We start from the raw sequence: 24,340 nt of genomic DNA, 5'->3' as shown, positions 1-24,340 counted from the left end.
TTTCCATTACGTTGCACATTTCTAGGTCAAATCCCAATCACTATAAGAGGGGAAGGCGTGAAGCTTTTGGAGTATTTTGAGCAGCGCAAAACCAGAAAGCGCCTCCGTCGTCTTGAGAAAATTGAGCGTGGTGCCGAGAAAATCAGGCTGCGCTATCCACGCTTTTCCATCGGTATTGGCACTTACGGTATTCCCGAGGTTTTAGAGTTCGGTGACGACACCGTCCTTAAAGTCGGGTCCTATACCTCCATCGCTGGCGGGGTAAAAGTCCTGTTGGGTGGCGGGCATCGTCCTGACTGGATCACCCAATACCCCTTTCCCGCAATCATTAACGAGGTCAAGGACGTTACTGGTTTCGCGCCCACCAAAGGCGATGTGATCATTGGCAGCGATTGCTGGATCTGCACTGATGTCATGATCCTCTCCGGCGTCACGGTCGGCCATGGTGCGGTTGTGGCGGCAGGGGCGGTGGTCACCCGTGACGTCGAGCCCTTTGCTATTGTCGGCGGCAACCCTTGCAAGTTCATTCGCTGGCGCTTCGACGAAAAAACCCGCCAGGTGTTGCTGGCCGCTGCCTGGTGGGACTGGCCAGTGGATGAAGTCAAATCCGTGGCCAGAACCTTGTGCAGTACCGACGTCGATGCGTTTGTCGATTACATCAAGGCGCGCAACGGTGCTGCGTCTTCATCCGTCTGAGCGCCCCCTCGATCATCCCGCCAGGAACATGTCGTTGAACTGATTGACGAATGCCGCCTCGTTGGCGCCCGGGTTGTTGCGCATCATGCGGGCGTGTTCGACCAGTACTTCATCGGCATCGGTCGCCAGCGCCGTCATGGTCTCTTCGATGAACTGTGCGAGCGGCATGGCGCGCGGTTCGTCGTTGCTGCCGAGCAGATCGGTCTGCACCCAAGGCGGCGCGATTTCCTGGACGTTTACTGACGTGCCCTTCAATTGGTAGCGCAGTGACTGGCTGTAGGAGTGGATAGCGGCCTTGGTGGAGGAGTAAACGCCTGCCACTGCCATCGGCACAAAACCCAGCACCGAAGAGACATTGACTACAGTCGCCGACGGCTGCCGTTTGAAGTGCTCGATCAGTGCGGAGGTCATGCGAATCGGGCCCATCAGGTTGGTGGTCAGGGTCGAGACCAGCAAGGCGTCATCGACCTCGGTGGCGAGGTTGTCGATCTGCATGATGCCGGCGTTGTTGATCAGCACATTGAGGGTCGGATGCTCTTCAATCAGCTGCTTGGCAACGGCCGCGATGCTTGCCGGGTTTTCGATGTCCAGTTCGATGGCAAGCATGCCGGGGTTGGCCTTGAGCGTTTCTTGCAGACGACTTTGGCGACGGCCGGAGATGATCACCTGGTTGCCCAGCTTATGCAGCGCTTCAGCCAGGCCACGGCCGATGCCGGAACCACCGCCCGTGATAAAAATGGTGTTTTCTGTCAATTTCATGGGAAAAGTCCTGCGCAAGGAAGAAGGAAACGAGCTGACGTACACGAAGTGAGTGGACGTATAAAACCAGTCGGTTCATTATTAAGTCAGCCTTTCCTGCTTTGCAAGAGTTTTGAACCAAATAGTTTTATTCGGAGTTTCGCCCATGGGACGACCCAGAAAATTCAGTCGCGAAAGCGTTCTGGAGAAAGCCCTGCCAGTGTTCTGGCAGCATGGCTACGCGCGCACTAGCGTGCAGGACCTGGAGCAGGCCACCGGCGTCAACAAATCCGGGCTGTATTCGGAGTTCAAGGGCAAGGAAGATTTGTTCCTTGAAAGCCTGCGCTTTTACTTCGAAACCCGCGGTGGGGCCGACCTCATGGTCAGCGAGCCGCTGGGCTGGGGCAACATTGAGGCGTTCATTCGCCTGGGTGAGGAACATCCGAACGGTCAATCAGGCTGTTTCTCGGTCAACTCCATGCGTGAGTTCAGCGACCTGCCGGCCGATGTGCATGACCTGGTCGCCAGCACGCGCGCCCGGCTCAAGCCGTTGGTAGTGCAAAACATTCAGGCGGAAAACCCGACCATGGACGCCGAAGCGCTGGCAGAACTGGTGATGGTGTTCTTCTCCGGGATTTGCATCGAGCAAAACATGGCCACTGGCAAACAGGCGACCAACGCCCGGATCACCAGCTTCATGCAAGCCATGCGCGTCCTTTGAAACCTGATAACAGGACGGAAGGCGGCGATTTTGAGCGCTGGGCACTAGCAGGCCGGCCCCCACTTCTGATTTGATACACCGTTGCAGTTAACGTTTATTGTCGAGGTTGGTTGGGTATGGGGTTGGCACAAATCGCACCGTATGGCGGTATTACCGTCATGCTGCCTGCTGCGGTCGTCATTGGCGCCTGGCTATGGTTCTCTGGCAACCCGCGCGGCGCACGGCTGTGGGGCGCGACGTTGCTGTCGGTTTACTGCATCGTGGCCTTCAGCAAGATCCTCTTCAAAGGTTGGGGCATCGGCCTCGAAAGCCTGAACATCGAGGTCATCAGCGGCCACGCCATGAACACCTGCCTGGTGCTGACCGTCACCCTGAGTCTGCTCGCCCGGCAATTCAAACACAGCCTACGCTGGCCAGCGGCGGCACTCGGGTTGTTGCTCGGCTGGTTGTTTGCCGTCAACTGCGTCGCGCCGTACATCCACCCCCTGGAAGAAGCCGTCGCCGGCGCATTGCTCGGTTCGATGGGCGCGTGCGTGTTTCTGTACTGCCTCGAAGAAACCGCCGAGCGGGTGAAGATTCCGGGAATGGCCCTGGCGTTGGGGCTGATGTTCATGGCCTTCAATGCGACCACTCCCAAATACACGGCTGAGCATCTGCTCAATCACGTCGCTGTTACAATCTCGGGTGGGGAGAGGGCGTACGCCAAGCCGGAATGGCGATCGCCCGAGGAGCTGTCGGAGATGAGGCCATCCAGTTGATTGAATAAAAAGCCCGCAGACTGCGGGCTTTTTGTCATTGATTGGTGCGAAGAACGAGGCCGTGTAGAGCGCCTTATTACTGTTGAACGACGCTATACCCTTCAAAAGCCGTCTGCTCTTGAATAGCCGTCACAATATTCTTGCGAGTCGCTGGCTGCTCGGCGCCGTCCTTGTCCACAAACGTTGCGACTTCCAGTTCGGCCTCATCGCCTTCACCGACAAAGCTGAAACCCAGGAACTCAAACGCTTCACGGTCCGCGCTTGGCTTCGAACGAGGCGAGCGGAGCGGGAAGGTCATGCTGACCTCGTCCTTGCTGATCACGAACACTTCAGCTTCTTTCTTCGGGCGAGGGTTCTTGGCTTTACCGCCAGCAGGCTCTTTGATCGCCTGATGGGTGTGGTTCAACACCTTCAGTGCCAGACCGAACACGATCTCTTCGAAAGCCGGGTCGGTCTTGAAACTCGACAGAATCTGCTGAATGGTGAACTGAGTGCTCAACTCTTCAAGCGCCGCGCTGCTGGCAAGCTCAGCGTCTTTCAGCTGCTTCAACTGACCCATCAACTCATAGGCCGTGTCGTCGTCGAACGCGTCGTTGGCTTTACGAATCTCGGCGCGCAGTTCACGAATCTTGTCGCTTTCCTTGGCGGTATCGAACGCGTCCAGCACCATCTCGCTGATGGTTTTGGCCTGCGGCACGTGTTGGGAAAGACTGATGGCGTTTTCGTATCCGGCTTTGGATTGAGGGGAGGTGAAGGTGTCGACGGTGTCCATATTTTGCATTTTCAATCCACTGTATCGGTTTAACTGACTATTTTGCGCGGGCGATACTATGCCACACAACACCCGTTCGTAGCAGTCTGGCTGACCAGTGATGGCGGCGCCTTAGGTCGAAGCGCTGTCTTTGTAGGAGCTGCCGAAAGCTGCGAATGGCACTAAAACGCATTGAGTGTTCTGGCACTATTGCAGCCTTCGGCAGCTCCTACCGGGGCTCGCGCTTAAGCCTCCCAGCCCGCCCCGCTGACCGCCGCCTGCGCCAGTGGGTGCATATCCTCCCCCTGATGCGCCGTTTGCCAGGCCAGCAATTCCTTGCGCATGCCGGGCGTCCAGAACATCTGCAGATGATTGCGCACGCCGAGCACGGCCTGTTGCTGGTCGGGCTCGGTGGCGAAGTACTGGGCGATTTGATTGGCCATTTTAATCAGGTTGGCAGTGCTCATCGGCGTACCTCGGCTGTTGTTCCGACACTGCGTGCCTGGCGACGTTCGTCGAGCAGGCGTTGTTGTTCGTCACTGAAGGCCTGGTAGCGTTTTTGCCACTCGGAAGGGTGGTAGACGCGGCTGACTTCCACGGCGGTGACCTTGTACTCCGGACAGTTGGTGGCCCAGTCGGAGTTGTCGGTGGTGATGACGTTGGCCCCCGATTCAGGGAAGTGGAAGGTGGTGTACACCACGCCTGGGGCGACCCGTTCGGTGATCCGCGCTCGCAGTACGGTCTGCCCGGCGCGGCTGCCGATGCCGACCCAGTCATCTTCGTTGATGCCACGGCTCTCGGCGTCGGTCGGGTGGATTTCAATGCGGTCTTCATCGTGCCAGGCGACGTTCTCGGTGCGCCGGGTCTGGGCGCCGACGTTGTACTGGCTGAGGATGCGCCCGGTGGTCAGCAACAGGGGATAGCGAGCGTTGACCTTTTCCTCGGTGGGTATGTAGCCGGTGAGCATAAAGCGCCCTTTGCCGCGCACGAATTCCTCGATGTGCATGGTCGGCGTGCCATCCGGTGCTTCGGCGTTGCACGGCCATTGCAGACTGCCGTGGCGGTCCAGTTCGGCGTAGCTGACGTTGGTGAAGGTCGGCGTCAGGCTGGCGATTTCATCCATGATCTCGGACGGGTGTTGGTAATGCATCGGATAACCCAGGGCGTTGGCCAGAGCCACGGTGCCTTCCCAGTCGGCCTTGCCGCCGAGGGGTTCCATCACCTTGCGCACGCGGGAGATGCGCCGTTCGGCGTTGGTGAAGGTGCCGTCTTTTTCCAAGAACGAGCTGCCCGGCAAGAACACGTGAGCAAACTTGGCGGTTTCGTTGAGGAAGATATCCTGCACCACGATGCACTCCATCGCCGACAGCGCGGCAGTGACGTGCTGGGTATTGGGGTCGCTCTGGGCGATGTCTTCGCCCTGGCAATACAGGCCCTTAAAGCTGCCGCCCAAAGCTGCCTCGAACATGTTGGGAATGCGCAGGCCCGGGTCGGGTTGCAGGGTGACGTTCCACGCCTGTTCGAACTGCGCGCGTACCACTTCGTTGGAGATGTGCCGATAGCCCGGCAGCTCGTGGGGGAATGAGCCCATGTCGCACGAACCCTGAACGTTGTTCTGTCCACGCAGCGGGTTCACGCCGACGCCTTCGCGGCCAATGTTGCCGGTGGCCATGGCCAGGTTGGCGATGCCCATCACCGCCGTGCTGCCCTGACTGTGCTCGGTGACGCCCAGGCCGTAGTAGATCGCCGCATTGCCACCGGTGGCATACAGACGAGCGGCGGCACGAATGTCGCCAGCGTCGACGCCGCAGATGGTGGCGAGGACTTCCGGCGAATTTTCCGCACGGCTGACGAACTCGCTCCAGTGGGCGAACTCGACGCCCGCGCAACGGGCATCGATAAACGCCTGATTGAGCAAGCCTTCGGTAACGATGACGTGAGCCAGCGCATTGAGCATGGCGACGTTGGTACCGGGGCGCAGGGCCAGGTGCACGTCGGCGCGGGCATGCACCGAGTCCACCAGATCGATGCGTCGTGGATCGATGACGATCAGTCGCGCGCCTTCACGCAGGCGGCGTTTGAGCTGCGAAGCGAACACCGGGTGGGCGTCGCTGGGGTTGGCGCCCATCACCAGAATCACGTCGGCCTGCATCACCGAGTCGAAACTCTGAGTGCCGGCGGACTCGCCCAGGGTTTGTTTCAGGCCATAACCGGTCGGTGAGTGGCAGACCCGCGCACAGGTGTCGACGTTGTTGTTGCCGAACGCCGCGCGCACCAACTTTTGCACCAGGTAGGTTTCTTCGTTGGTGCAGCGGCTGGAAGTGATGCCGCCAATCGAATCGCGACCGTATTTCTGCTGTAACCGACGCATTTCGCTGGCGGCGTAAGTCACCGCTTCATCCCAGCTGACTTCCTGCCACGGGTCGTTGATGTGCTTGCGGATCATCGGCGTGGTGATCCGATCCGGGTGAGTCGCATAACCCCAGGCAAAGCGGCCTTTGACGCAAGAGTGGCCGTGGTTGGCCTGGCCGTTCTTGTCCGGGACCATGCGCACCAGTTTGTCGCCTTTCATCTCGGCGCGGAACGAGCAGCCCACGCCGCAATAGGCACAGGTGGTGATTACGCTGCGTTCGGGCTGACCCAGTTCGACCACGCTTTTTTCCATCAGCGTCGCGGTGGGGCAGGCTTGTACGCAGGCGCCGCATGACACGCATTCCGAGTTGAGGAAGTTGTCGCCACCGGCGGCCGCGACCCGCGATTCAAATCCGCGTCCGGTAATGGTCAGGGCGAAGGTGCCCTGGGTTTCTTCGCAGGCGCGCACGCAGCGGTTGCAGACGATGCACTTGCTCGGGTCGTAGTCGAAGTACGGGTTGGAGGTGTCCTTCACGTCCGCCAGATGGTTGTCGCCTTCATAGCCGTAACGCACTTCGCGCAGGCCAACCTGGCCGGCGACAGTTTGCAGCTCGCAGTTGCCGTTGGCCGAGCAGGTCAGGCAGTCCAGCGGGTGATCGGAGATGTACAGCTCCATCACGTTGCGACGCAGGGTGGCGAGCTTGGGCGTCTGCGTGTGCACGCTCATGCCTTCAGTTACCGGCGTGGTGCAGGACGCCGGGTAGCCGCGCATACCATCGATCTCCACCAGGCACATGCGGCAGGAGCCGAAGGCTTCCAGGCTGTCGGTGGCACAGAGTTTCGGAATTGTGGTGCCCATCAGCGCGGCGGCGCGCATTACCGAGGTGCCTGCGGGCACACTGATGCTGCGACCGTCGATGTTCAGGGTGATTTGCACGTCGCTATGGCGGGCAGGGGTTCCAAGGTCGATATCGGTTTTCGGGTCGAAGAGAGTGATCATTGGTCGGCCTCCGAGGCCAGCAGGCCGAAGTCAGCGGGGAAGTACTTGAGGGCGCTGGCCACTGGATAGGAGGTCATGCCGCCCAACGCACACAGCGAACCGTACTGCAGGGTGTCGCACAGGTCCTTGAGGATGATCACCTGCGCATCGCGACTGCTCTGGTCAGGCGCGGCCAGCAGGCGGTCGATCACCTCTACGCCACGGGTCGAACCGATGCGGCACGGGGTGCATTTGCCACAGGATTCCTCGGCGCAGAATTGCAGGGCGAAGCGCGCCATGCGGGCCATGTCCAGGCTGTCGTCAGCCACCACCACGCCGCCGTGACCCAGCATAGCGCCGATGGCGGCAAACGCTTCGTAATCCAGCGGCGTGTCAAATTGCCCAGGCGGCACCCAGGCGCCGAGCGGGCCGCCCACCTGCGCGGCCTTCAGCGGCCGGCCACTGGCAGTCCCTCCGCCGTAGTCTTCCACCAGTTCGCGCAGGGTCAGACCAAAGGCCCGTTCCACCAGGCCGCCGTGACGAATATTGCCTGCCAACTGGAAGGGCATGGTGCCCAACGAGCGGCCCATGCCGTAATCGCGATAAAACTGCGCACCCTTGGCCAGAATCAGCGGCACCGAGGCCAGGGTCAGCACGTTATGCACCAGCGTCGGCAAGCCGAACAGGCCCTGCAAAGCGGGGATCGGTGGCTTGGCGCGGACGATCCCGCGCTTGCCTTCGAGCGAGTCCAGCAGCGCGGTTTCTTCACCGCAGATATAAGCGCCGGCACCGACGCGCACTTCCATATCGAAGGCCAGACCGCTGCCGCCGACATTGGCGCCGAGGTAACCGGCGGCGCGGGCGATATCCAGCGCCTCGCGCAGCGTGGCCACGGACTGTGGATATTCCGAGCGTACATAGATGTAGCCGTAGCTGGCGCCGACGCTGATACCAGCAATCGCCATGCCTTCGATCAGCAGGAACGGGTCGCCTTCCATCAACATCCGATCGGCGAAGGTGCCGGAGTCGCCTTCGTCGGCGTTACACACAATGTATTTCTGCGCCGCCTGAGTGCCGCGTACCGTGCGCCATTTGATCCCGGCCGGAAACGCCGCGCCGCCTCGACCACGCAGACCGGAATCGAACACCGCCGTCGCGGTCAGCTCGCCGCCCAAGGCAATGGCCCGAGTCAAACCTTCGAAGCCACCGTGGGCCCGGTAATCCTCAAGCGACAGCGGCCGGGTAATGCCGGCGCGAGCGAACAGCAGGCGTTGTTGAGATTTCAGATAAGGCAACTCCTCCACCAGACCCAAGGCCAGTGGATGCGCAGACGGCTCGCCTTGCAGCGCCTCAAGCACCGACGGCACATCGGCAGCCGTCAACGGGCCGAACCCAACACGGCCTTGCGCGCTGTCGACTTCCAGCAGCGGTTCCAGCCAATACAGGCCACGCGAACTGGTGCGTTGCAGCTCCAGCGGCAGATTGCGTTCCCCGGCCTGAGTCACCAGGGCCACGGCCACTTCATCGGCACCGACAGCACGGGCGAGCGAGTCACTGGGCAGATAGAGGCACGGCATCACGCATCCTCCCGGCAAGTATCGAGCAGCGCATCCAGACGCTCGGCACTGAGCCGCGCATGCAGCTGACCATCCAGCTCCAGCGCCGGCGAACAGGCGCAGGCGCCGAGGCAATACACCGGACGCAGACTGATACTGCCGTCTGCACTGCTGCCGTGATCGTCCAGTTGCAGACGCTCGCGCAACTGCGCGGCAAGCTGCTCGGCACCCCGGCTCTGGCACGACTCAGCCCGACACAATCGCAAGATATGCCGAGCCGGCGGCGCGGTACGAAAGTCATGGTAAAAACTGATCACCCCGCGCACCTCGGCCTGACTCAGATTCAGCGCATGGGCAATCTCGGGGATGGCGGCATCAGGGATATACCCGATGCCCGCCTGAACCTCATGAAGAATCGGCAACAGCGCACCCGCAGAGCCCTTATGGCGCTCCAGCACACTGTTGACCATCGGCAGCAACATCTCATCAGGCATACAGCATTCCTCACGGTCACGGACAAACCAGGCGGTTGTCGGTCGTCCGAAAGTGTCGGCTGCGGCACTCGCGCCACGTCACGGAAGCGTGGCAATTTCAGGCCGTTGGCCAGGGCACCCTTAGCGGGCATCTTGTTGAGCCCGGCACGGTCTTCGCCGCGCCTGTTGAGGGCATAAAGGGCAGATTGACACGCGGGCTTTGGTTTGGGTGTACCAAAACGACTTGGGTGGTTCTGTCTGCGACTATGTGTTTAGTCTAGAAGAGGCTGGGGGGGTGGTGTGGTCTTGGAAGGGAGTTATGAATTTTCGCTTCAGGAATTGATGGCGCTAGCCGCTTAAGTGCTTACGGCAAGAGCGTGAGTGATAGCAGGGGTGCCGTTGCGTAGCACCGTGAGAATCGGAAACCACCGTCGATGTTGCCGAGTGGAGGGCTGACCAGAACCTCGCGCACAGCGCCACCTTCGAGCATGGCGCGCAGCGTCTCCTCCTGAATTCCAGCCCGCATACCGCGCCCTAGATCAGGTGACGAAAAGTAGGTTCGATGTTGCGGCTATGCAGCAACTTCACTATGTCTTCCAGAGAGGCGTCCTTCAGCAGCAGCTCAGTCGCTACCTCTTGGCCAGCTTCCGCTTGCGGGTCCTCCCACTGGTTATTCGAGTCCAGAGGACCGCTTTCAAATAATCCGGTGCTGTAGATCGATTCGGTCTTGCTAATGAAGTCACCAATATCCGTAGGAATCTCAAAACCCAACGCACGATTTAGCGCTAGCCAAGTGCTGTCCGGGCGTGGACGGGCGAACTCACCACAATCGGGTTCTTCATAACGACGGGGCATGACCTCATGAATGCCTGCGGCACGGGCTAACGCAGCGCGGCTCATGCCGCGCAGCTCGCGACGGGCTTTCAATGCGGCCGGGAAATCGGGGTCACGAGGATAAGGTAGCATAACGTCACCAAAAGTTTGGTTAAGGAGCATAAAAGCGGGCTTACTGCCACTATATACATCTTTTTAAAACTATCAACAACTTAAAAAACACTTATAAAACTTTTTATATTTCGTAGTCTGCGTTATTCGCAGTCTCGTTCGCTTACCTTGACTCGGCTCCGCAGTTGGTCAGCACCGGCTAAGGGCCCGAATCCATGGGGCATGAATCCTTTAACTGTTCGTTAGGTGAATGTCTGTCGGATACGACCAACCGGTATGGGTCGATTCTGTTGAAAAAGTCAGCCTTAGTTTCCATTGCGAAAAAGTAAGCGTCTGAGATTAAAATCCAGGATTTTCGCAGTGGCATTCGGACTGATATTTTACGTAGCAGCGTGCTAAAAGGTGCTTCCACCGATCAATTTTTTGGCAGTTTGAGAAAACCGACTTTTTCAACAGAATCGGTCGAGAGTCGCCTCTCGTGACCGGAAATTCTCAACCCATACCGGCCGCTGACCCCAAATGTGAACGGGTCAGTCGGAGGGACTCCAAACGTGTCTAGAAAAGCAGAAGCTATTCATACAGCAGGTTTATCAAGGGCTTAGGTCGGTTCACCCTATGCCGGGGCTTTCGGTAACCCGCCCCGGTTCCCTTTCTAGCGGCGCCTGGCGCGATGCACCGGGGCTGCTCTCAAAATCCGGGCGACGCAGGTCTGCCGCGCCCGCACCAACCGCAAACAGCCCGGTTTAGCGCCGCCCTTCGACGGCCATGCGCACGGCCAAACCCGCGAGGACCGTCCCCATCAGCCAGCGTTGCACGATCTGCCACACAGGCCTGCCTGAGAGAAATGCCGCGATGGAGCCAGCCATGACAGCAATCAGCGCGTTGACGCTCACGCTAATGACGATCTGCGTGCAGCCAAGCACGAGGGACTGCGCCAGCACACTGCCGTGGTCGACGGGGTTGATGAACTGGGGCAGCAGCGACAAATACATGACCGCGATTTTGGGATTCAGCAGGTTGGTGACAAAGCCCATCATGAACAGCTTGCGCGGGCTGTCCTTGGGCAGGTCGCGCACCAGGAAAGGAGAACGGCCGCCTGGCTTGACCGCCTGCCAGGCCAGGTAGAGCAGATAGAGCGCGCCGCCGAGTCGCAGGGCGTCGTACGCATAGGGAACCGCCAAGACCAGGGCTGTGATACCCAGTGCGGCGCAAAACATGTAGACGACGAAACCCAACGCCACGCCTCCTAAGGAAACCAGTCCGGCCATTCGTCCCTGGCAGATCGACCGCGAGATGAGATAGATCATGTTCGGACCGGGAGTCAGCACCATGCCGAGTGAGATCAAGCCGTAGGCAAGCAGGTTGGACAGTTCGGGCATGGCGTAACTCCTAGGGGAAGAGATAACGAATTGGAAGCTCTGCTAAATCAATATAAAACGGTTTTCGCCATCTCTGAGGTAGCCGACCAGCCCAGTCCTTCATACACCGGCTTACCGGCCTTGGTCGCGTGTAGCACGGCAAAACTGATTCCGCGTTGAGCAAACTCGGCTTCAGCAAATTTCATCAGGGCTGAAGCCAGACCCTGGCGCCGGTAGGCGGGTTCGACGAAAACATTTAGCACATAACCGCGCTGGTCTAAGGTTGGATGGGACGGATGAGGTGGCCAGTCGATGTTCATTAGACCTATCGCTGCGACAGGCTGCTCTGTGTCGACCAACGCGAAACCGTAGTAGCGGCCATCGTGTAGGCGCTGGTGCAACCAAGGCCGGAAATATTCAGTCATCACCCGCAACTCCGATGGATATCCACCCGCCTCAAGGAACATCTTTTCTCGTTGCACACAAATTATTTCACGGTCACCCGGCCCCAGCCGACGGGCCGCCAAACCTGAGAAATCGATGTTGCCGGGAATCTCGTTCATCGTATGCACCTGGACGGAGCGGACGATAGTAGGGCGGTCAAAGGGAGAATGTTAGGCACAGATTGACTAACAAAACGTCATACAGCGGTCGCAGCACTTGGCATCCGCTCCTCTAGGGATACGTTGCGACTTCAACGTGAGCAATGACTTGCGCCAATAGCGCATCTAAACACTCTGACGCAGTCAACCACGGGCATTATGGATGACCGCTTCTGGCCGATTTCTGCCGGTGCTAACCGGCAGCTATAGGTCCAGACTGTGTGAAAACGCATGCAAGGTTTTGACGTCTGTGTTGTTACGTAAAATCAGCCAACATTTTGCTGCGCTTGGTTTCTTATGCAAATCCGTCACCCCGAGCATTTAAATCCCCGCCAAAACCATCCGTCCGACAGACTCATCCCTTTCCTTTGAAGGAAATTTCCGAGAAAATCCCCGCCGCTTGCGCCTGTCGATTTGCGCCATTAGTCTCTGCCCGTCGCTGCAAAATCAGCGGCCGGGTTTGGTAGCCCGTGGGTAATTCAAGGCGCACAGCGAATACGAAACAGGCGTTCTATCGTCTGATTTTATGGTGGCTGCGTGTAGGGCGCTTTCGAGCGCGCCGGTTTCCTTGATTCCCCGGTCTACCAACCTGCACAAAGCCACCACCCTAACGTTTGGTAGCGATAGGCGGTGGTTCCATAGGCAAAATCAAGGAATCGCTAGCATGAAGAAAATCACCCCCGATCCACCCTCCAGTAATTCCCCTCCCTCAGAAAATCTCACCTCAAGCGAAGCAGCCCAACGGGCAAGAACTCACTTCCAAAACCACTCCCAGCCCAGGGGAAAGCTGGTCAACTCCCTCCCCGAAAGCCTGTTCATTACTCGCCCAAACCTCAGTGTCGAGGAAGCTCTGACGACGGCGTATGAAGTGCTGGAAGCGGCGATCGCGACGGCGTATCAATCCGCCGAGCATCAAGACGGTTCGAGTCGGCAGCTAGCGCTGGCGGTGGTGCATCTGACTGAGATGGCGCACACCTTGGTGGCATCGGCACTGGACCAGCGGTGGGTCGCGGCGGCTGACAGTTGAGGGTGGACGCTAACTGCCGGCGGTTGTCCGGTGGTTTTAGATGTTGAGCAGAAATCTGCTGATTAATAGTGGCAGTGATTAAACCGCAAGGAGCAACACATGCAAGTGCAGCAACCCAGGAGCAGCCATGTACAACCCAACGCAACTACGCTCAGAGTCGGGGATCGGGCCTCGTACTTGACGGTGATCAACACGCCGCAGATGGCGCACGTTTACATCACCCACGGCCTGATCATCAAGATTGAGAACCAGCGGGCGACGTTGAGGTTGCCGGGTGGTCGGGCGGTGAAGGTGTTTTTGAAGAGCTTGAGTCCGGGTCGGGTGACTCATGACTTGAGTCGAGCGTTGCGTAGACGCTCGCTGCGTCGGCGGCGTAGGACGTTGTGATCAACTCTCTGTAGCGGTCCGGCTTGCCGGCGCCATCGCCCATGAAATCGCCATCGCCGGCAAGCCGGGCTGCTACGGGGTGTTCACCACTGAGCCGGTGGTAATCGACGGGTATGGAAAATGCGCAACACTTGCAGACGACCTTTACGGATGCGGTAGGGGATCAAATAGGGTAGGTCGGGTAAGGGCCACTCACGCGTACCGGGCAATCTGCCTTCACGGCCTATCGCAGGAAACTGAGCAAGGTGTTCGACGCTAGCGACTATGGAGCTGACGAAGCCGGCTGCGGCTATGGGATTGTCCAAGGCAATGTAGGCAGCTTCGTCATCAAGATTTTTAAGCGCTGTACGCAGCCACTCAACGCGCATTACCAGTCCATTTTGTTAGCGTGGCGCTGACTTCATCCGCTGTAGCGAAGTCGCCTGCATCGGCCTCTTCTATCGCTTGTTGAATCTCGGCGATTTGCCAGGCTTCGCGAGCCAGGTAATCGCGTAAGGCGTTGATGGCCAAGAAGGACTTACTACGTCCGGTAGCTTTGGCAAGTCTGGCCAGGGTGTCGGCCATTTCGTCGGGCAGGCGCAGGGACATTGTAGACATGGGAGTCTCGATGTAGTGATGTGTAATACAACATATTACGCTGTCCTACGTGAAAGTGCGTTAGTAGGCTGTCGCGAATCATTTCCTGTTCGGCTTTGCCGACGTCATCGCCCATGGAATCGCCATCGCCGGCAAGCCGGGCTGCTACGGGATTGTGGGACGGGCGCAGGGGAAAGCAGTACGCGCTGATTAATCAGCAGGCAAAAAAATACCCGCACAAGACAGCGGGTATAAAAATTATGTATCACAAGGAGTTGCTTGAAGATTGAGCTCGACGAGTTGAAGGCGGCGTGAAAGCAATGTCATAAAAACAGAAAACCCGGCATCAGGCCGGGTTCTCTGTAGATAGGGCCAAATCACTTTGGCTGACCCCATTGTGCTTGGTAAGTGTAACGAAGGTATGACACCGAAGCGGCTTGGCACAGAGTGGTAGGGGAACTGCGCGCTCAATGTTGATCGGGGTCATAGGTATACGCACCCCGTCCCCGTTGGAAGTCGTTCAAGTCTTTCAGCTCGTTGCGCACGCTGTGAAGGGTCGTCTGGATTTCGGTCAATTGCCGTTGATCGATCTCGATGTGCCCTTTGAGTTGCTTGATTTCTTTCTGCAAGTGCATCAGGTACGCCAGCGACACGACGGAGACCACTCCAATCAGCCCAACCATATCTTTCAGAAGATCCATGCGCCTATCCTTTCTGGCTTAGTGCAGGTCGAAGTCTCGTTGATCGGGGTTTACAGACGAGCATTACCGCGAGGTCCGGCCATGGCCCAGATGATCAGGCCTAGCACCGGGAGAAATGCAATCAGCGCTACCCAGAGAACTTTCTTTAAGGTTTCTGACTTGCTCCGTACCACATTGATGATCGCCCAGATATCCAGGACAAAAATGATGAAGGCGATAATGTCGTACAAGAAAGAGCCCATGGAAACACTCCAGCGTGATGAGGTTGCCGCTGAGGATAGCAAATGCTCCGCAGACTCAAGGTTCGCGAGCTGATCCGCTTAGAAAACTAAATATGTCTCCTTTTCGTCCTGGGCCAGATCGACCGCCACTGTCGTACACGCTGATGGATCGTTTGAAGACAGGACTTATTAACCGCCCTATTCTTTTTCATGGACTCGCCCTCGCTGCCGTTGGCATTCTTAAAATGCCACCGTGGCGCATTGACGCCTTGGCGTGGGCGAGTCCATCCAATTTTAGGGTGGGGCGTTACTCACCAAATCCCAGGCATAAAAAAACCGGCTCAGTGGCCGGCTTCTTCATTTCTTCAAGCTTGGTAAGCGCTTGAAGTTACTGCTATATGGTGCCCCGAGGGAGACTCGAACTCCCACTCCTTTCGAAAACGGATTTTGAATCCGCCGCGTCTACCAATTCCGCCATCAGGGCTCAATGGCGGCGAAGTATAGAGATGAGATTACCGTTGGTCAATCATGTTTCGTGGTCAATTTTGACTATTTCCGCTAAACTTTGCGGCCCTGCTAGACGAACCCCATCATGCGCGTTGCTGACTTTACCTTCGAGCTCCCTGATTCCCTGATCGCCCGCCATCCTTTGGCTGAGCGTCGTGGCAGTCGCTTGTTGACCCTGGATGGGGTTACGGGCGCACTGGCCCATCGTCAATTCACTGATTTGCTGGAGCATTTGCGCCCCGGCGATCTCATGGTGTTCAACAATACCCGGGTGATTCCGGCGCGGTTGTTTGGCCAGAAGGCTTCCGGCGGCAAACTGGAAATTCTGGTCGAGCGCGTGCTCGACAGTCATCGGGTGCTGGCGCATGTGCGCTCGAGCAAGTCGCCCAAGCCGGGTTCGATGATTTTGATCGACGGCGGTGGCGAGGCCGAGATGGTGGTGCGCCACGACACGCTGTTCGAGCTGCGCTTCACCGAAGAGGTGTTGCCGCTGCTGGAGCGGGTCGGGCATATGCCGTTGCCGCCTTATATAGATCGCCCTGACGACAGCGCCGACCGCGAGCGTTATCAGACGGTCTATGCTCAGCGCGCCGGTGCGGTCGCTGCGCCCACGGCGGGGCTGCACTTCGATCAGCCGCTGATGGATGCGATTGCCGAGAAGGGCGTTTCGAGCGCGTTCGTCACCCTGCACGTCGGTGCGGGCACCTTCCAGCCTGTGCGGGTCGAGCGAATCGAAGATCACCACATGCACAACGAATGGCTGGAAGTCAGCCAGGATGTGGTGGATGCGGTGGCTGCGTGCCGTGCGCGTGGCGGTCGGGTGGTGGCGGTCGGCACCACCAGTGTGCGTTCGCTGGAAAGCGCGGCGCGCGACGGCACGCTCAAGCCGTTCAGTGGCGACACCGATATCTTTATTTACCCAGGGCGGCCGTTCCATGTGGTCGACGCGCTGGTGACCAACTTTCATTTGCCGGAATCCACGCTGTTGATGCTGGTTTCGGCGTTCGCCGGTTATCCCGAAGCCATGGCTGCCTATAAAGCCGCGGTAGACAACGGGTACCGCTTTTTCAGTTACGGTGATGCGATGTTCATCACCCGCAATCCCGCGCCGACTGGTCCTCAGGACTCGGCCCCAGAGGATCAAGCATGAGTCGTATGTCGTTCGAATTGCTGGCCACCGATGGCAAAGCCCGTCGTGGTCGTCTGACTTTTCCACGTGGCGTGGTCGAAACGCCAGCCTTTATGCCCGTGGGCACCTACGGCACGGTGAAGGGCATGTTGCCGCGTGACATCACGGCGACTGGCGCACAGATCATCCTCGGCAATACCTTCCACTTGTGGCTGCGTCCGGGCACTGAAGTCATCAAGCGCCACGGCGACCTGCACGATTTCATGCAGTGGAGCGGGCCGATTCTGACCGACTCCGGTGGTTTCCAGGTGTTCAGCCTCGGCGCCATGCGCAAGATCAAAGAAGAGGGCGTGACCTTCGCCTCGCCGGTCGACGGCGCCAAGGTGTTCATGGGCCCGGAAGAGTCGATGCAAGTGCAGCGCGACCTCGGCTCGGACATCGTAATGATTTTCGACGAATGCACGCCGTACCCGGCTGACGAAGATGTCGCCCGGGTGTCGATGGAGCTGTCGTTGCGTTGGGCCAAGCGCTCGAAGATCGCCCACGGCGAGAACACCGCGGCGCTGTTCGGTATCGTACAAGGCGGCATGCACCAGGACCTGCGGATGCGTTCGCTGGAAGGCCTGGATCAGATCGGTTTCGACGGCCTGGCCATTGGCGGTCTGTCTGTGGGCGAGCCCAAGCACGAGATGATCAAGGTGCTGGATTACCTGCCAGGGCAAATGCCGGCTGACAAACCTCGTTACTTGATGGGTGTGGGCAAGCCGGAAGATCTGGTTGAAGGTGTGCGCCGCGGCGTCGATATGTTCGATTGCGTGATGCCTACCCGCAACGCGCGCAACGGCCATTTGTTCATTGATACCGGCGTGTTGAAGATCCGTAATGCGTTCCACCGTCATGACGATTCGCCACTCGATCCGACCTGCGATTGCTACACCTGCAAGAACTTCTCCCGCGCCTATCTGCATCATCTGGACAAGTGCGGCGAAATGCTGGGGAGTATGCTCAATACCATCCACAATTTGCGGCATTACCAAGTGCTTATGGCTGGTTTGCGCGAGTCTATTCAACAAGGTACATTGGCCGCCTTTGTAGATGCCTTCTATGTCAAACGTGGGCTACCAACGCCGCCTTTGGATTGATTGTTTATCGAGCTGCTGTCGTTTTTATAAAAATTTTGCACCTTGGAGTATTAAATGAGCTTTTTTATCTCTTCCGCTTTTGCGGACGCAGCTGCACCGGCCGCTGCTGGCCCACTGGGCGGCGGTTTTGAATGGATTTTCCTGGTCGGCTTCCTGGTCATCTTCTATCTGATGATCTGGCGTCCACAGGCAAAGCGCGCGAAAGAACAGAAGAACCTGCTGGGCAACCTGCAAAAAGGTGACGAAGTGGTCACTTCTGGTGGCATCGCCGGCAAGATCAATAAAGTGACCGACGACTTCGTGGTCATTGAAGTGTCCGACACCGTTGAGCTGAAGATCCAGAAGGGCGCTATCGCCGCCACGCTGCCAAAAGGCACCTTGAAAGCGATCTAAGATTCAGTCTTTTACCAATCGACGGGGCGCGCAAGGCGCCCCGCGTTATAAGCGGGCGGCGTGATGCTGAACAAATACCCTCTGTGGAAATACGTGGTGATCCTGGCGGTGCTGGTGATCGGCTTCATTTATTCCGCACCCAATCTCTATCCTGACGATCCGGCTATTCAGATCAGTGGCGCAAGCACTGCGCTGCAGGTGAATCAGGCTGACCTGGATCGTGCGAGCAAAGCGCTTGCCGACGCAGGCATTACGGTCAAAGCTTCCTCCCTGGCTGAGAAGGGTAAGGGCGGTTTGTTGCGTCTGAGCAAGCAGGAAGACCAGTTGCCGGCCAAGGACGTCGTGCGCAAGACGATGGGTGATGACTATGTCGTCGCACTGAACCTGGCACCGACCACGCCTAAATGGCTGCGCGGCATCGGCGCAAGCCCGATGAAGATGGGTCTGGACTTGTCCGGTGGTGTGCACTTCTTGCTGGAAGTGGACATGGACAAAGCGCTGGATGCACGTCTGAAAGTCTACGACGGCGAAGTCAAAACCCTGTTGCGCAAAGAGAAGATTCACTACCGCAGCCTGCCTCAACAGGACGGTGGCATTCAGCTCGGCTTCAGCGATAAAGACGCGCGTGACCAGGCAATTGCCCTGATTCGCAAGAACAACAACGATTTCACGCTGACCCCAAGCGATCGCCAGCGAAGACCTGTTCGTCCTGCGTTTGGCGATGACGCCAGCGAAGATCGCCGAAATTCGTGAATATTCGATCAAGCAGAACTTGACCACGGTGCGTAACCGGGTCAACGAACTGGGTGTCGCCGAGCCTCTGGTTCAGCGTCAGGGCGCCAACCGTATCGTGGTTGAGCTGCCGGGCGTGCAGGACACCGCTGAAGCCAAGCGTATTCTGGGCAAGACGGCCAACCTTGAGTTCCGTCTGGGCGCAGGTCCGGATGACAACAAGGCCACCAGCGAGCTGTTCGAGTTCCGCGAGGGTGGTCGTCCTGCGGCACCGGTCGAACGTGGTCTGATCATCACCGGTGACCAGGTGACTGACGCCAAGGCTGGTTTCGACGAGCACGGTCGTCCGCAAGTGAACATCAAGCTGGATGGCCATGGTGGCGATCTGATGAGTCGTGCAACCCGCAGCAACGTGGGTCGCAGCATGGCGGTGATCTTCATCGAACAGAAGCCGACCACCACTTACAGCAAGCAGATGGTCGACGGTGTCGAGAAAGACGTGCCGACTCAGACCTTCAAGGAAGAGAAAAAGATCATCAGCCTGGCGACCATCCAGTCGCCGCTGGGCAGTCAGTTCCGGATTACGGGTCTGAACGGCCAGGGTGAAGCTTCCGAACTGGCCCTGTTGCTGCGTGCCGGTGGTCTGGCTGCGCCGATGTACTTCGCTGAAGAGCGCACCATCGGTCCGAGCCTGGGTGCTGACAACATCACCAAAGGTATCGATGCTTCGCTGTGGGGCATGCTGTTCGTGTCGCTGTTCATCATCGCCATCTACCGCTTCTTTGGCATCATCGCCACGGTCGCGCTGGGTGTGAACATGGTGATGCTGCTGGCCCTGATGTCGCTGCTGGGAGCAACGCTGACCCTGCCGGGTATCGCCGGTATCGTGTTGACCATGGGTATGGCGGTCGACGCCAACGTACTGATCTTCTCGCGGATACGTGAAGAGATCGCGGCGGGCATGACTATCCAGCGCGCAATCAACGAAGGCTTCGGCCGGGCATTCACCGCGATCCTCGACGCCAACCTGACCACGCTGCTGGTCGGCGGGATTCTGTTCGCGATGGGTACCGGTCCGGTCAAAGGCTTTGCGGTGACCATGTCCCTCGGGATCTTTACCTCGATGTTCACGGCCATCATGGTGACCCGCGCAATGGTCAACCTGATCTTCGGCGGACGTGACTTCAAGAAGTTGTGGATTTAAGGGGCTGCCATGTTGAACACCATTAACTTCATGCGCGTTCGCAACGTTGCGTTCGCGTTTACCATGTTCCTCACGGCACTGGCGATGTTCAGCTTCTTCCATAAGGGGCTGAACTACGGGCTGGACTTTACTGGCGGTACGCTCATCGAGCTGACCTACGAAAAACCAGCCGATTTGGGCAAAGTGCGCGAAGAACTGGGTTCTGCCGGCTATCACGACGCGATCGTGCAGAGCTTTGGCGCGACCACCGATCTGTTGGTGCGTATGCCGGGTGAAGATCCACAGCTGGGCAACCAGGTGGCGGACGTACTGCGCAAGACTGGCGCGGATAACCCGGTGACAGTCAAGCGCGTGGAATTCGTCGGCCCTCAGGTCGGTGAAGAACTGCGCGACCAGGGCGGTCTTGGCATGCTGATGGCGCTGGGTGGGGTATTGATCTACCTCGCGTTCCGCTTTCAGTGGAAGTTCGCGATCGGTGCCATTGCCTCTCTGATCCACGACGTTGTGGTGACTGTGGGTATCCTGTCGTTCTTCCAGGTGACGTTTGACCTGACGGTGCTGGCTGCGGTATTGGCGATCATCGGTTATTCGCTGAACGACACCATCGTGGTATTCGACCGGGTTCGGGAAAACTTCCGGATGCTGCGCAAGGCGACGTTGATCGAAAACATCAACATCTCCACTACGCAAACCCTGTTGCGGACGATGGCGACTTCGATCTCCACCTTGCTGGCGATCGTGGCCCTGTGGATCTTTGGTGGCGACAGCCTGCACGGCTTTTCCGTCGCATTGTTCATCGGTGTTCTGGCGGGTACTTACTCGTCGATCTACATCGCTAACGTAGTGTTGATCTGGTTGAGCCTGACTACCGAGGATTTGATTCCTCCAGTAGTGGCTGAGAAGGTTGATGACCGTCCATAAAGCCTGAGCGCTTTACCGGTTAAATATTAAAGGGCGTGAGTTTTTGAACTCACGCCCTTTTTTGTGCTCCAAGGCTAGGAGTAGCGTGGGACATCTCTCGCAATCAGGTAAGCCAGGAGATTCAAGTGAACAAGTCATTATTAGTGGGTGCTGTATTGGGTGCTGTCGGTGTAACTGCCGGGGGCGCTGTGGCCACCTATAGCTTGGTCAAAGGCAATTCCGCACCTGAATACGCACAAGTGCTGGGCGTACAGCCTGTCAACGAACAAATCAAAACACCGCGTGAAGTCTGCAAGGACGTGGTGGTCACCCATCAGAAGCCAGTGCAGGACCAGCATCAGATCCTCGGCACGGTTATCGGTGCTGTCGCCGGTGGCTTGCTGGGTAATCAGGTCGGCGGTGGTAACGGTAAGAAGATCGTTACGGTTGCCGGTGCGGTCGGTGGTGGCTATGCCGGTAACAAGGTGCAGGAGCACATGCAGAACGGCGATACCTACACCACGAACCAAACTAAATGTAATACCGTTAACGACATCAGTAGCAAGGTTGTCGGTTATGACGTGAAGTACCAGTTGGATGGTAAAGTCGGTCAAGTGCGCATGGACCGTGACCCGGGTAATCAAATTCCGGTGAACAAACAAGGTCAGTTAGTGTTGGGTGATGGTGGGCCTGCGCCACAAGGCCAAACTAACCAGTAATACAGATTCAAAGAAAAGCACCTTCGGGTGCTTTTCTTGTTTAAGGGGCATGCACCCCATTTGTAGGAGCGAACTTGTTCGCGAGGCGGTATGCCTGATAGATCGCGTTATGCGGCTCGCCAACAAGTTGGCTCTGCAGATTTCGCGTCTCCCCAGGAATTTTCCGCGCAAAAAAAACCGGCCGAAGCCGGTTTTTGTTCACCTGTGTCGCTTAGCGCTTAAGCGATGCCGGCAGGTGCGGTGCGATCGAGGTCAGGACGGCCTTGAAGCACTTGGTGTTGCCGGCAACGATGTGGCCTTTTTCCAGGAAGTCGTGACCACCGGTGAAGTCGCTCACCAGGCCGCCGGCTTCTTGAATCAGCAGGGCGCCCGCAGCCATATCCCACTCGGACAGGCCCGACTCCCAGAACGCATCGAAACGACCAGCGGCTACATAAGCCAGGTCCAGGCTGGCGGCACCGGCGCGGCGGATGCCGGCAGTCTGACCAACCAGGCTGCGGAACATGCCCAGGTAATTTTCCAGGTTGTCCATCTGGCCGTCACGGAACGGAAAGCCAGTACCCAGCAGCGCGCCTTCAAGGCTCTTGCGCTGGCTGACGCGCAGACGACGACCGTTGAGTGCGGCGCCACGGCCACGGCTGGCGGTGAATTCTTCCTGGCGGACGGGGTCCAGAACCACGGCGTGCTCAAGGCGGCCACGGTATTTGCAGGCGATGCTCACGGCAAAGTGTGGAACGCCACGCACGAAGTTGGTGGTGCCATCGAGCGGGTCGATGATCCACAGGTAGTCGGTGCCTTCACCGCTGCCTTCATGCATGCCGCTCTCTTCACCCAGGATGCCGTGGGTTGGATAAGCCTTGCGCAGTGCGGTAATGATGCTCTGCTCGGCAGCGCGATCGATCTCGCTGACGTAGTCTTTCGCTTCTTTCTCGTCGACCTTGATGGTATCCAAGCGCTCGATGGAGCGGAAAATCAATTCACTGGCGCTGCGGGCGGCGCGCAGCGCGATATTCAGCATGGGCTGCATGGACGTTTCACCTAGGTCGTTAAAGAAAGCCGAACATTGTATTGGCTGCGACCAATTATTTCCAGCTTACATACGCGTCCATAGCGTAAATGAGGGGGTTTCTGTAAGATTTGCTCCCCTTTTCTCCAGTCTGTGAGAACCGCCTTGCTGCAAAATATTCGTGTTGTCCTGGTCGGTACCAGTCATCCCGGCAATATCGGTGGGGCTGCGCGTGCCATGAAAAACATGGGGCTTTCGCGCCTGGTGCTGGTCGATCCACTGTCTTTTCCCCACCATGAAGCCGACGCGCGGGCCTCTGGCGCCAACGACATTCTGGCGAACGCGCAAGTCGTCGCCACCCTGGAAGATGCGTTGGTCGGCTGCAATCTGGTGCTCGGCACCAGCGCTCGCGACCGCCGCATCCCGTGGCCGCTGCTCGATCCCCGTGAATGCGGGGTGATGGCGGCTGAACAGGCGGGGCAGGGTGCGGAAATCGCCCTGGTGTTTGGTCGTGAATACGCCGGCCTGACCAATGAAGAGTTGCAGCGCTGCCACTACCACGTGCATATCCCTTCCGACCCCGAGTTCAGTTCGCTGAATCTCGCGGCTGCGGTGCAGGTGCTCGCCTATGAGGTGCGCATGTCCTGGCTGGCGGCGCAGGGTCAACCGACCAAGCTCGAGAAGACCGAAGTGGCTTCTACTCGCAGTGCCGACGAAGTGACGATGGACGAGATGGAGCTGTTTTATGGCCATCTGCAAGCCACGTTGGTCGATATCGGCTTTCTCGATCTGCAAAACCCCCGGCACCTGATGGCGCGTATGCGTCGACTGTTCGGTCGTAGCGCGGTGTATCGGTCGGAAATGAATATTTTGCGCGGCATCCTCACCGAGACGCAGAAAGTTGCGCGCGGCGAGCCCCATAAGCGGAAGGATCAGTAATGTTCGAGCGCCTGCGGGAAGATATCCAGAGTGTGTTCCACCGTGATCCGGCGGCGCGCAACGCTTTTGAAGTGTTGACCTGCTATCCCGGCATGCATGCGATCTGGCTGCACCGTCTGTCGCGCTACCTGTGGTTGGCTGGCTGGAAATGGCTGGCGCGGGTGGTATCGAACTTCGGTCGCTGGTTGACCGGGATCGAAATTCATCCGGGGGCGTCCATTGGTCGGCGCTTCTTCATTGACCACGGCATGGGTATCGTCATCGGCGAAACCACCGAGATTGGCGATGACGTGACGCTCTACCAGGGCGTAACTCTGGGCGGCACTACGTGGAACAAAGGCAAGCGTCACCCAACGCTGGAGGCGGGCGTAGTGGTCGGTGCTGGTGCCAAGGTGCTGGGGCCGTTCACGGTTGGTGCGGGCGCCAAGGTCGGCTCCAACGCGGTGGTGACCAAAGCGGTGCCGCCGGGTGCGACCGTTGTCGGCATTCCTGGGCGAGTCATCGTCAAGTCCGATGATGAGACCGAAGCCAAGCGCAAAGCCATGGCCGAGAAGCTCGGTTTCACCGCCTATGGTGTCAGCGAGGACATGCCGGACCCGGTGGCGCGGGCCATTGCGCAGTTGCTCGATCATTTGCAGGCGGTGGATGTGCGTCTGGAAGGTATGGGCGAAGCGTTGAACAAGCTGGGCAGCGATTACCACGGCAAAGCGCTGCCAGAGCTGCGTGAAGAGGTGTTCGCCTGCGTCAAGGATGCGGATACGGTCACAACCGGCTAAAGGCTTTGGCATTGGAGTTCGGGATTAGACCTAAGGAGGGGCGTGCCATTAC

At 58.3% G+C, this 24,340-nt stretch carries 26 protein-coding genes, 1 tRNA gene and 1 pseudogene; 13 read left to right on the top strand and 15 right to left on the bottom strand.

Annotation, left to right across the window (positions count from 1 at the left end; genetic code table 11):
- The first annotated feature begins 57 nt into the window (after positions 1-57).
- A complete protein-coding gene (locus ACF0H7_RS25440; protein WP_397449594.1) occupies positions 58-696 on the top strand; it encodes a CatB-related O-acetyltransferase in 639 nt (212 codons plus the stop codon).
- Between the two features lie 12 nt (positions 697-708).
- On the opposite strand, the gene ACF0H7_RS25435 is transcribed toward ACF0H7_RS25440, so the two are convergent.
- Positions 709-1,455: an SDR family oxidoreductase gene (locus ACF0H7_RS25435; RefSeq protein ID WP_397449593.1), complete on the bottom strand. Its 747-nt coding sequence runs from the start codon at positions 1,453-1,455 to the stop codon at positions 709-711.
- 145 nt (positions 1,456-1,600) lie between these two features.
- On the opposite strand from ACF0H7_RS25435, the gene ACF0H7_RS25430 reads away from it, so the two are divergent.
- Both ACF0H7_RS25430 and ACF0H7_RS25425 read left to right on the top strand, forming a co-directional pair.
- A complete protein-coding gene (locus ACF0H7_RS25430) occupies positions 1,601-2,155 on the top strand; it encodes a TetR/AcrR family transcriptional regulator (RefSeq protein WP_397449592.1) in 555 nt (184 codons plus the stop codon).
- A 116-nt stretch (positions 2,156-2,271) separates the two neighbouring features.
- Positions 2,272-2,913, top strand: coding sequence for a phosphatase PAP2 family protein (locus ACF0H7_RS25425; protein WP_397449591.1), 642 nt, complete (start codon positions 2,272-2,274; stop codon positions 2,911-2,913).
- A 76-nt stretch (positions 2,914-2,989) separates the two neighbouring features.
- Here the strand turns inward: ACF0H7_RS25425 and ACF0H7_RS25420 are convergent, their stop codons facing one another.
- The 8 genes from ACF0H7_RS25420 to ACF0H7_RS25385 all read right to left on the bottom strand — a co-directional run bounded on the left by ACF0H7_RS25420 (position 2,990) and on the right by ACF0H7_RS25385 (position 11,890).
- Positions 2,990-3,694, bottom strand: a complete 705-nt coding sequence (locus ACF0H7_RS25420; protein ID WP_397449590.1) for a hypothetical protein — start codon at positions 3,692-3,694, stop codon at positions 2,990-2,992.
- A gap of 215 nt (positions 3,695-3,909) precedes the next feature.
- Positions 3,910-4,131, bottom strand: a complete 222-nt coding sequence (locus ACF0H7_RS25415) for a formate dehydrogenase subunit delta (protein WP_397449589.1) — start codon at positions 4,129-4,131, stop codon at positions 3,910-3,912.
- Positions 4,128-7,016, bottom strand: coding sequence for a formate dehydrogenase subunit alpha (gene fdhF, locus ACF0H7_RS25410; RefSeq protein WP_397449588.1), 2,889 nt, complete (start codon positions 7,014-7,016; stop codon positions 4,128-4,130). Before fdhF ends, ACF0H7_RS25415 begins: the two co-directional genes overlap by 4 nt.
- A complete protein-coding gene (locus tag ACF0H7_RS25405) occupies positions 7,013-8,572 on the bottom strand; it encodes a formate dehydrogenase beta subunit (RefSeq protein WP_397449587.1) in 1,560 nt (519 codons plus the stop codon). Before ACF0H7_RS25405 ends, fdhF begins: the two co-directional genes overlap by 4 nt.
- Positions 8,572-9,045, bottom strand: coding sequence for a formate dehydrogenase subunit gamma (locus ACF0H7_RS25400; RefSeq protein ID WP_397449586.1), 474 nt, complete (start codon positions 9,043-9,045; stop codon positions 8,572-8,574). The genes ACF0H7_RS25405 and ACF0H7_RS25400 overlap by 1 nt, the downstream gene beginning before the upstream one ends.
- A 513-nt stretch (positions 9,046-9,558) precedes the next feature.
- Positions 9,559-9,990 carry a multiprotein-bridging factor 1 family protein gene (locus ACF0H7_RS25395; protein ID WP_397449585.1) on the bottom strand — a complete coding sequence of 144 codons (432 nt, stop codon included), beginning with the start codon at positions 9,988-9,990 and terminating at the stop codon, positions 9,559-9,561.
- 722 nt (positions 9,991-10,712) lie between these two features.
- Positions 10,713-11,348, bottom strand: a complete 636-nt coding sequence (locus tag ACF0H7_RS25390) for a LysE family translocator (RefSeq protein WP_397449584.1) — start codon at positions 11,346-11,348, stop codon at positions 10,713-10,715.
- A 47-nt stretch (positions 11,349-11,395) separates the two neighbouring features.
- Positions 11,396-11,890 carry a GNAT family N-acetyltransferase gene (locus ACF0H7_RS25385; protein ID WP_397449583.1) on the bottom strand — a complete coding sequence of 165 codons (495 nt, stop codon included), beginning with the start codon at positions 11,888-11,890 and terminating at the stop codon, positions 11,396-11,398.
- A gap of 703 nt (positions 11,891-12,593) precedes the next feature.
- On the opposite strand from ACF0H7_RS25385, the gene ACF0H7_RS25380 reads away from it, so the two are divergent.
- Both ACF0H7_RS25380 and ACF0H7_RS25375 read left to right on the top strand, forming a co-directional pair.
- Entirely contained in the window at positions 12,594-12,956 is a 363-nt protein-coding gene (locus ACF0H7_RS25380) for a DUF6124 family protein (protein ID WP_397449582.1), read from the top strand.
- A 99-nt stretch (positions 12,957-13,055) separates the two neighbouring features.
- Positions 13,056-13,343 (top strand): hypothetical protein, encoded by a 288-nt coding sequence (locus ACF0H7_RS25375; RefSeq protein ID WP_397449581.1) that lies wholly within the window; start codon positions 13,056-13,058, stop codon positions 13,341-13,343.
- 83 nt (positions 13,344-13,426) lie between these two features.
- Here the strand turns inward: ACF0H7_RS25375 and ACF0H7_RS25370 are convergent, their stop codons facing one another.
- The 5 genes from ACF0H7_RS25370 to ACF0H7_RS25350 all read right to left on the bottom strand — a co-directional run bounded on the left by ACF0H7_RS25370 (position 13,427) and on the right by ACF0H7_RS25350 (position 15,325).
- A complete protein-coding gene (locus ACF0H7_RS25370; protein ID WP_397449580.1) occupies positions 13,427-13,711 on the bottom strand; it encodes a type II toxin-antitoxin system RelE/ParE family toxin in 285 nt (94 codons plus the stop codon).
- Entirely contained in the window at positions 13,701-13,940 is a 240-nt protein-coding gene (locus tag ACF0H7_RS25365; protein ID WP_397449579.1) for a CopG family ribbon-helix-helix protein, read from the bottom strand. The genes ACF0H7_RS25370 and ACF0H7_RS25365 overlap by 11 nt, the downstream gene beginning before the upstream one ends.
- A 446-nt stretch (positions 13,941-14,386) precedes the next feature.
- A complete protein-coding gene (locus ACF0H7_RS25360) occupies positions 14,387-14,620 on the bottom strand; it encodes a hypothetical protein (protein ID WP_397449578.1) in 234 nt (77 codons plus the stop codon).
- Positions 14,621-14,670: 50 nt separating this feature from the next.
- Positions 14,671-14,862: a PLDc N-terminal domain-containing protein gene (locus ACF0H7_RS25355; protein ID WP_397449577.1), complete on the bottom strand. Its 192-nt coding sequence runs from the start codon at positions 14,860-14,862 to the stop codon at positions 14,671-14,673.
- 378 nt (positions 14,863-15,240) lie between these two features.
- A tRNA-Leu gene (locus ACF0H7_RS25350) sits at positions 15,241-15,325 on the bottom strand.
- 108 nt (positions 15,326-15,433) lie between these two features.
- Here ACF0H7_RS25350 and queA point away from each other — a divergent pair.
- The 6 genes and pseudogenes from queA to ACF0H7_RS25320 all read left to right on the top strand — a co-directional run bounded on the left by queA (position 15,434) and on the right by ACF0H7_RS25320 (position 21,567).
- Complete coding sequence (queA, locus tag ACF0H7_RS25345; protein ID WP_397449576.1) at positions 15,434-16,498, top strand: tRNA preQ1(34) S-adenosylmethionine ribosyltransferase-isomerase QueA; 1,065 nt, start codon at positions 15,434-15,436, stop codon at positions 16,496-16,498.
- A gap of 5 nt (positions 16,499-16,503) precedes the next feature.
- Positions 16,504-17,619, top strand: a complete 1,116-nt coding sequence (gene tgt, locus ACF0H7_RS25340; RefSeq protein WP_397454017.1) for a tRNA guanosine(34) transglycosylase Tgt — start codon at positions 16,504-16,506, stop codon at positions 17,617-17,619.
- 54 nt (positions 17,620-17,673) lie between these two features.
- Positions 17,674-18,012: a preprotein translocase subunit YajC gene (yajC, locus tag ACF0H7_RS25335; RefSeq protein ID WP_397449575.1), complete on the top strand. Its 339-nt coding sequence runs from the start codon at positions 17,674-17,676 to the stop codon at positions 18,010-18,012.
- Between the two features lie 63 nt (positions 18,013-18,075).
- Positions 18,076-19,948: pseudogene (gene secD, locus ACF0H7_RS25330) on the top strand (protein translocase subunit SecD).
- Positions 19,949-19,957: 9 nt separating this feature from the next.
- Positions 19,958-20,869 carry a protein translocase subunit SecF gene (secF, locus tag ACF0H7_RS25325; RefSeq protein ID WP_397449574.1) on the top strand — a complete coding sequence of 304 codons (912 nt, stop codon included), beginning with the start codon at positions 19,958-19,960 and terminating at the stop codon, positions 20,867-20,869.
- 125 nt (positions 20,870-20,994) lie between these two features.
- Entirely contained in the window at positions 20,995-21,567 is a 573-nt protein-coding gene (locus tag ACF0H7_RS25320; RefSeq protein WP_397449573.1) for a glycine zipper 2TM domain-containing protein, read from the top strand.
- Positions 21,568-21,778: 211 nt separating this feature from the next.
- Here ACF0H7_RS25320 and suhB read toward each other — a convergent pair whose 3' ends face one another.
- On the bottom strand, positions 21,779-22,594 hold the full coding sequence (gene suhB / locus ACF0H7_RS25315) for an inositol-phosphate phosphatase (RefSeq protein WP_397449572.1): 816 nt from the start codon (positions 22,592-22,594) through the stop codon (positions 21,779-21,781).
- A gap of 144 nt (positions 22,595-22,738) precedes the next feature.
- Between suhB and trmJ the strand changes: the two genes are divergently transcribed.
- Together trmJ and cysE are read left to right on the top strand one after the other, a co-directional pair.
- Entirely contained in the window at positions 22,739-23,512 is a 774-nt protein-coding gene (gene trmJ / locus ACF0H7_RS25310; protein WP_397449571.1) for a tRNA (cytosine(32)/uridine(32)-2'-O)-methyltransferase TrmJ, read from the top strand.
- On the top strand, positions 23,512-24,288 hold the full coding sequence (gene cysE, locus ACF0H7_RS25305; RefSeq protein ID WP_397449570.1) for a serine O-acetyltransferase: 777 nt from the start codon (positions 23,512-23,514) through the stop codon (positions 24,286-24,288). The genes trmJ and cysE overlap by 1 nt, the downstream gene beginning before the upstream one ends.
- Positions 24,289-24,340: the final 52 nt, after the last annotated feature.

The organism is Pseudomonas sp. NA-150 (assembly GCF_044336365.1).
Classification (GTDB): Bacteria; Pseudomonadota; Gammaproteobacteria; order Pseudomonadales; family Pseudomonadaceae; genus Aquipseudomonas.
This window is presented reverse-complemented; position numbering and strand designations above follow the sequence as displayed.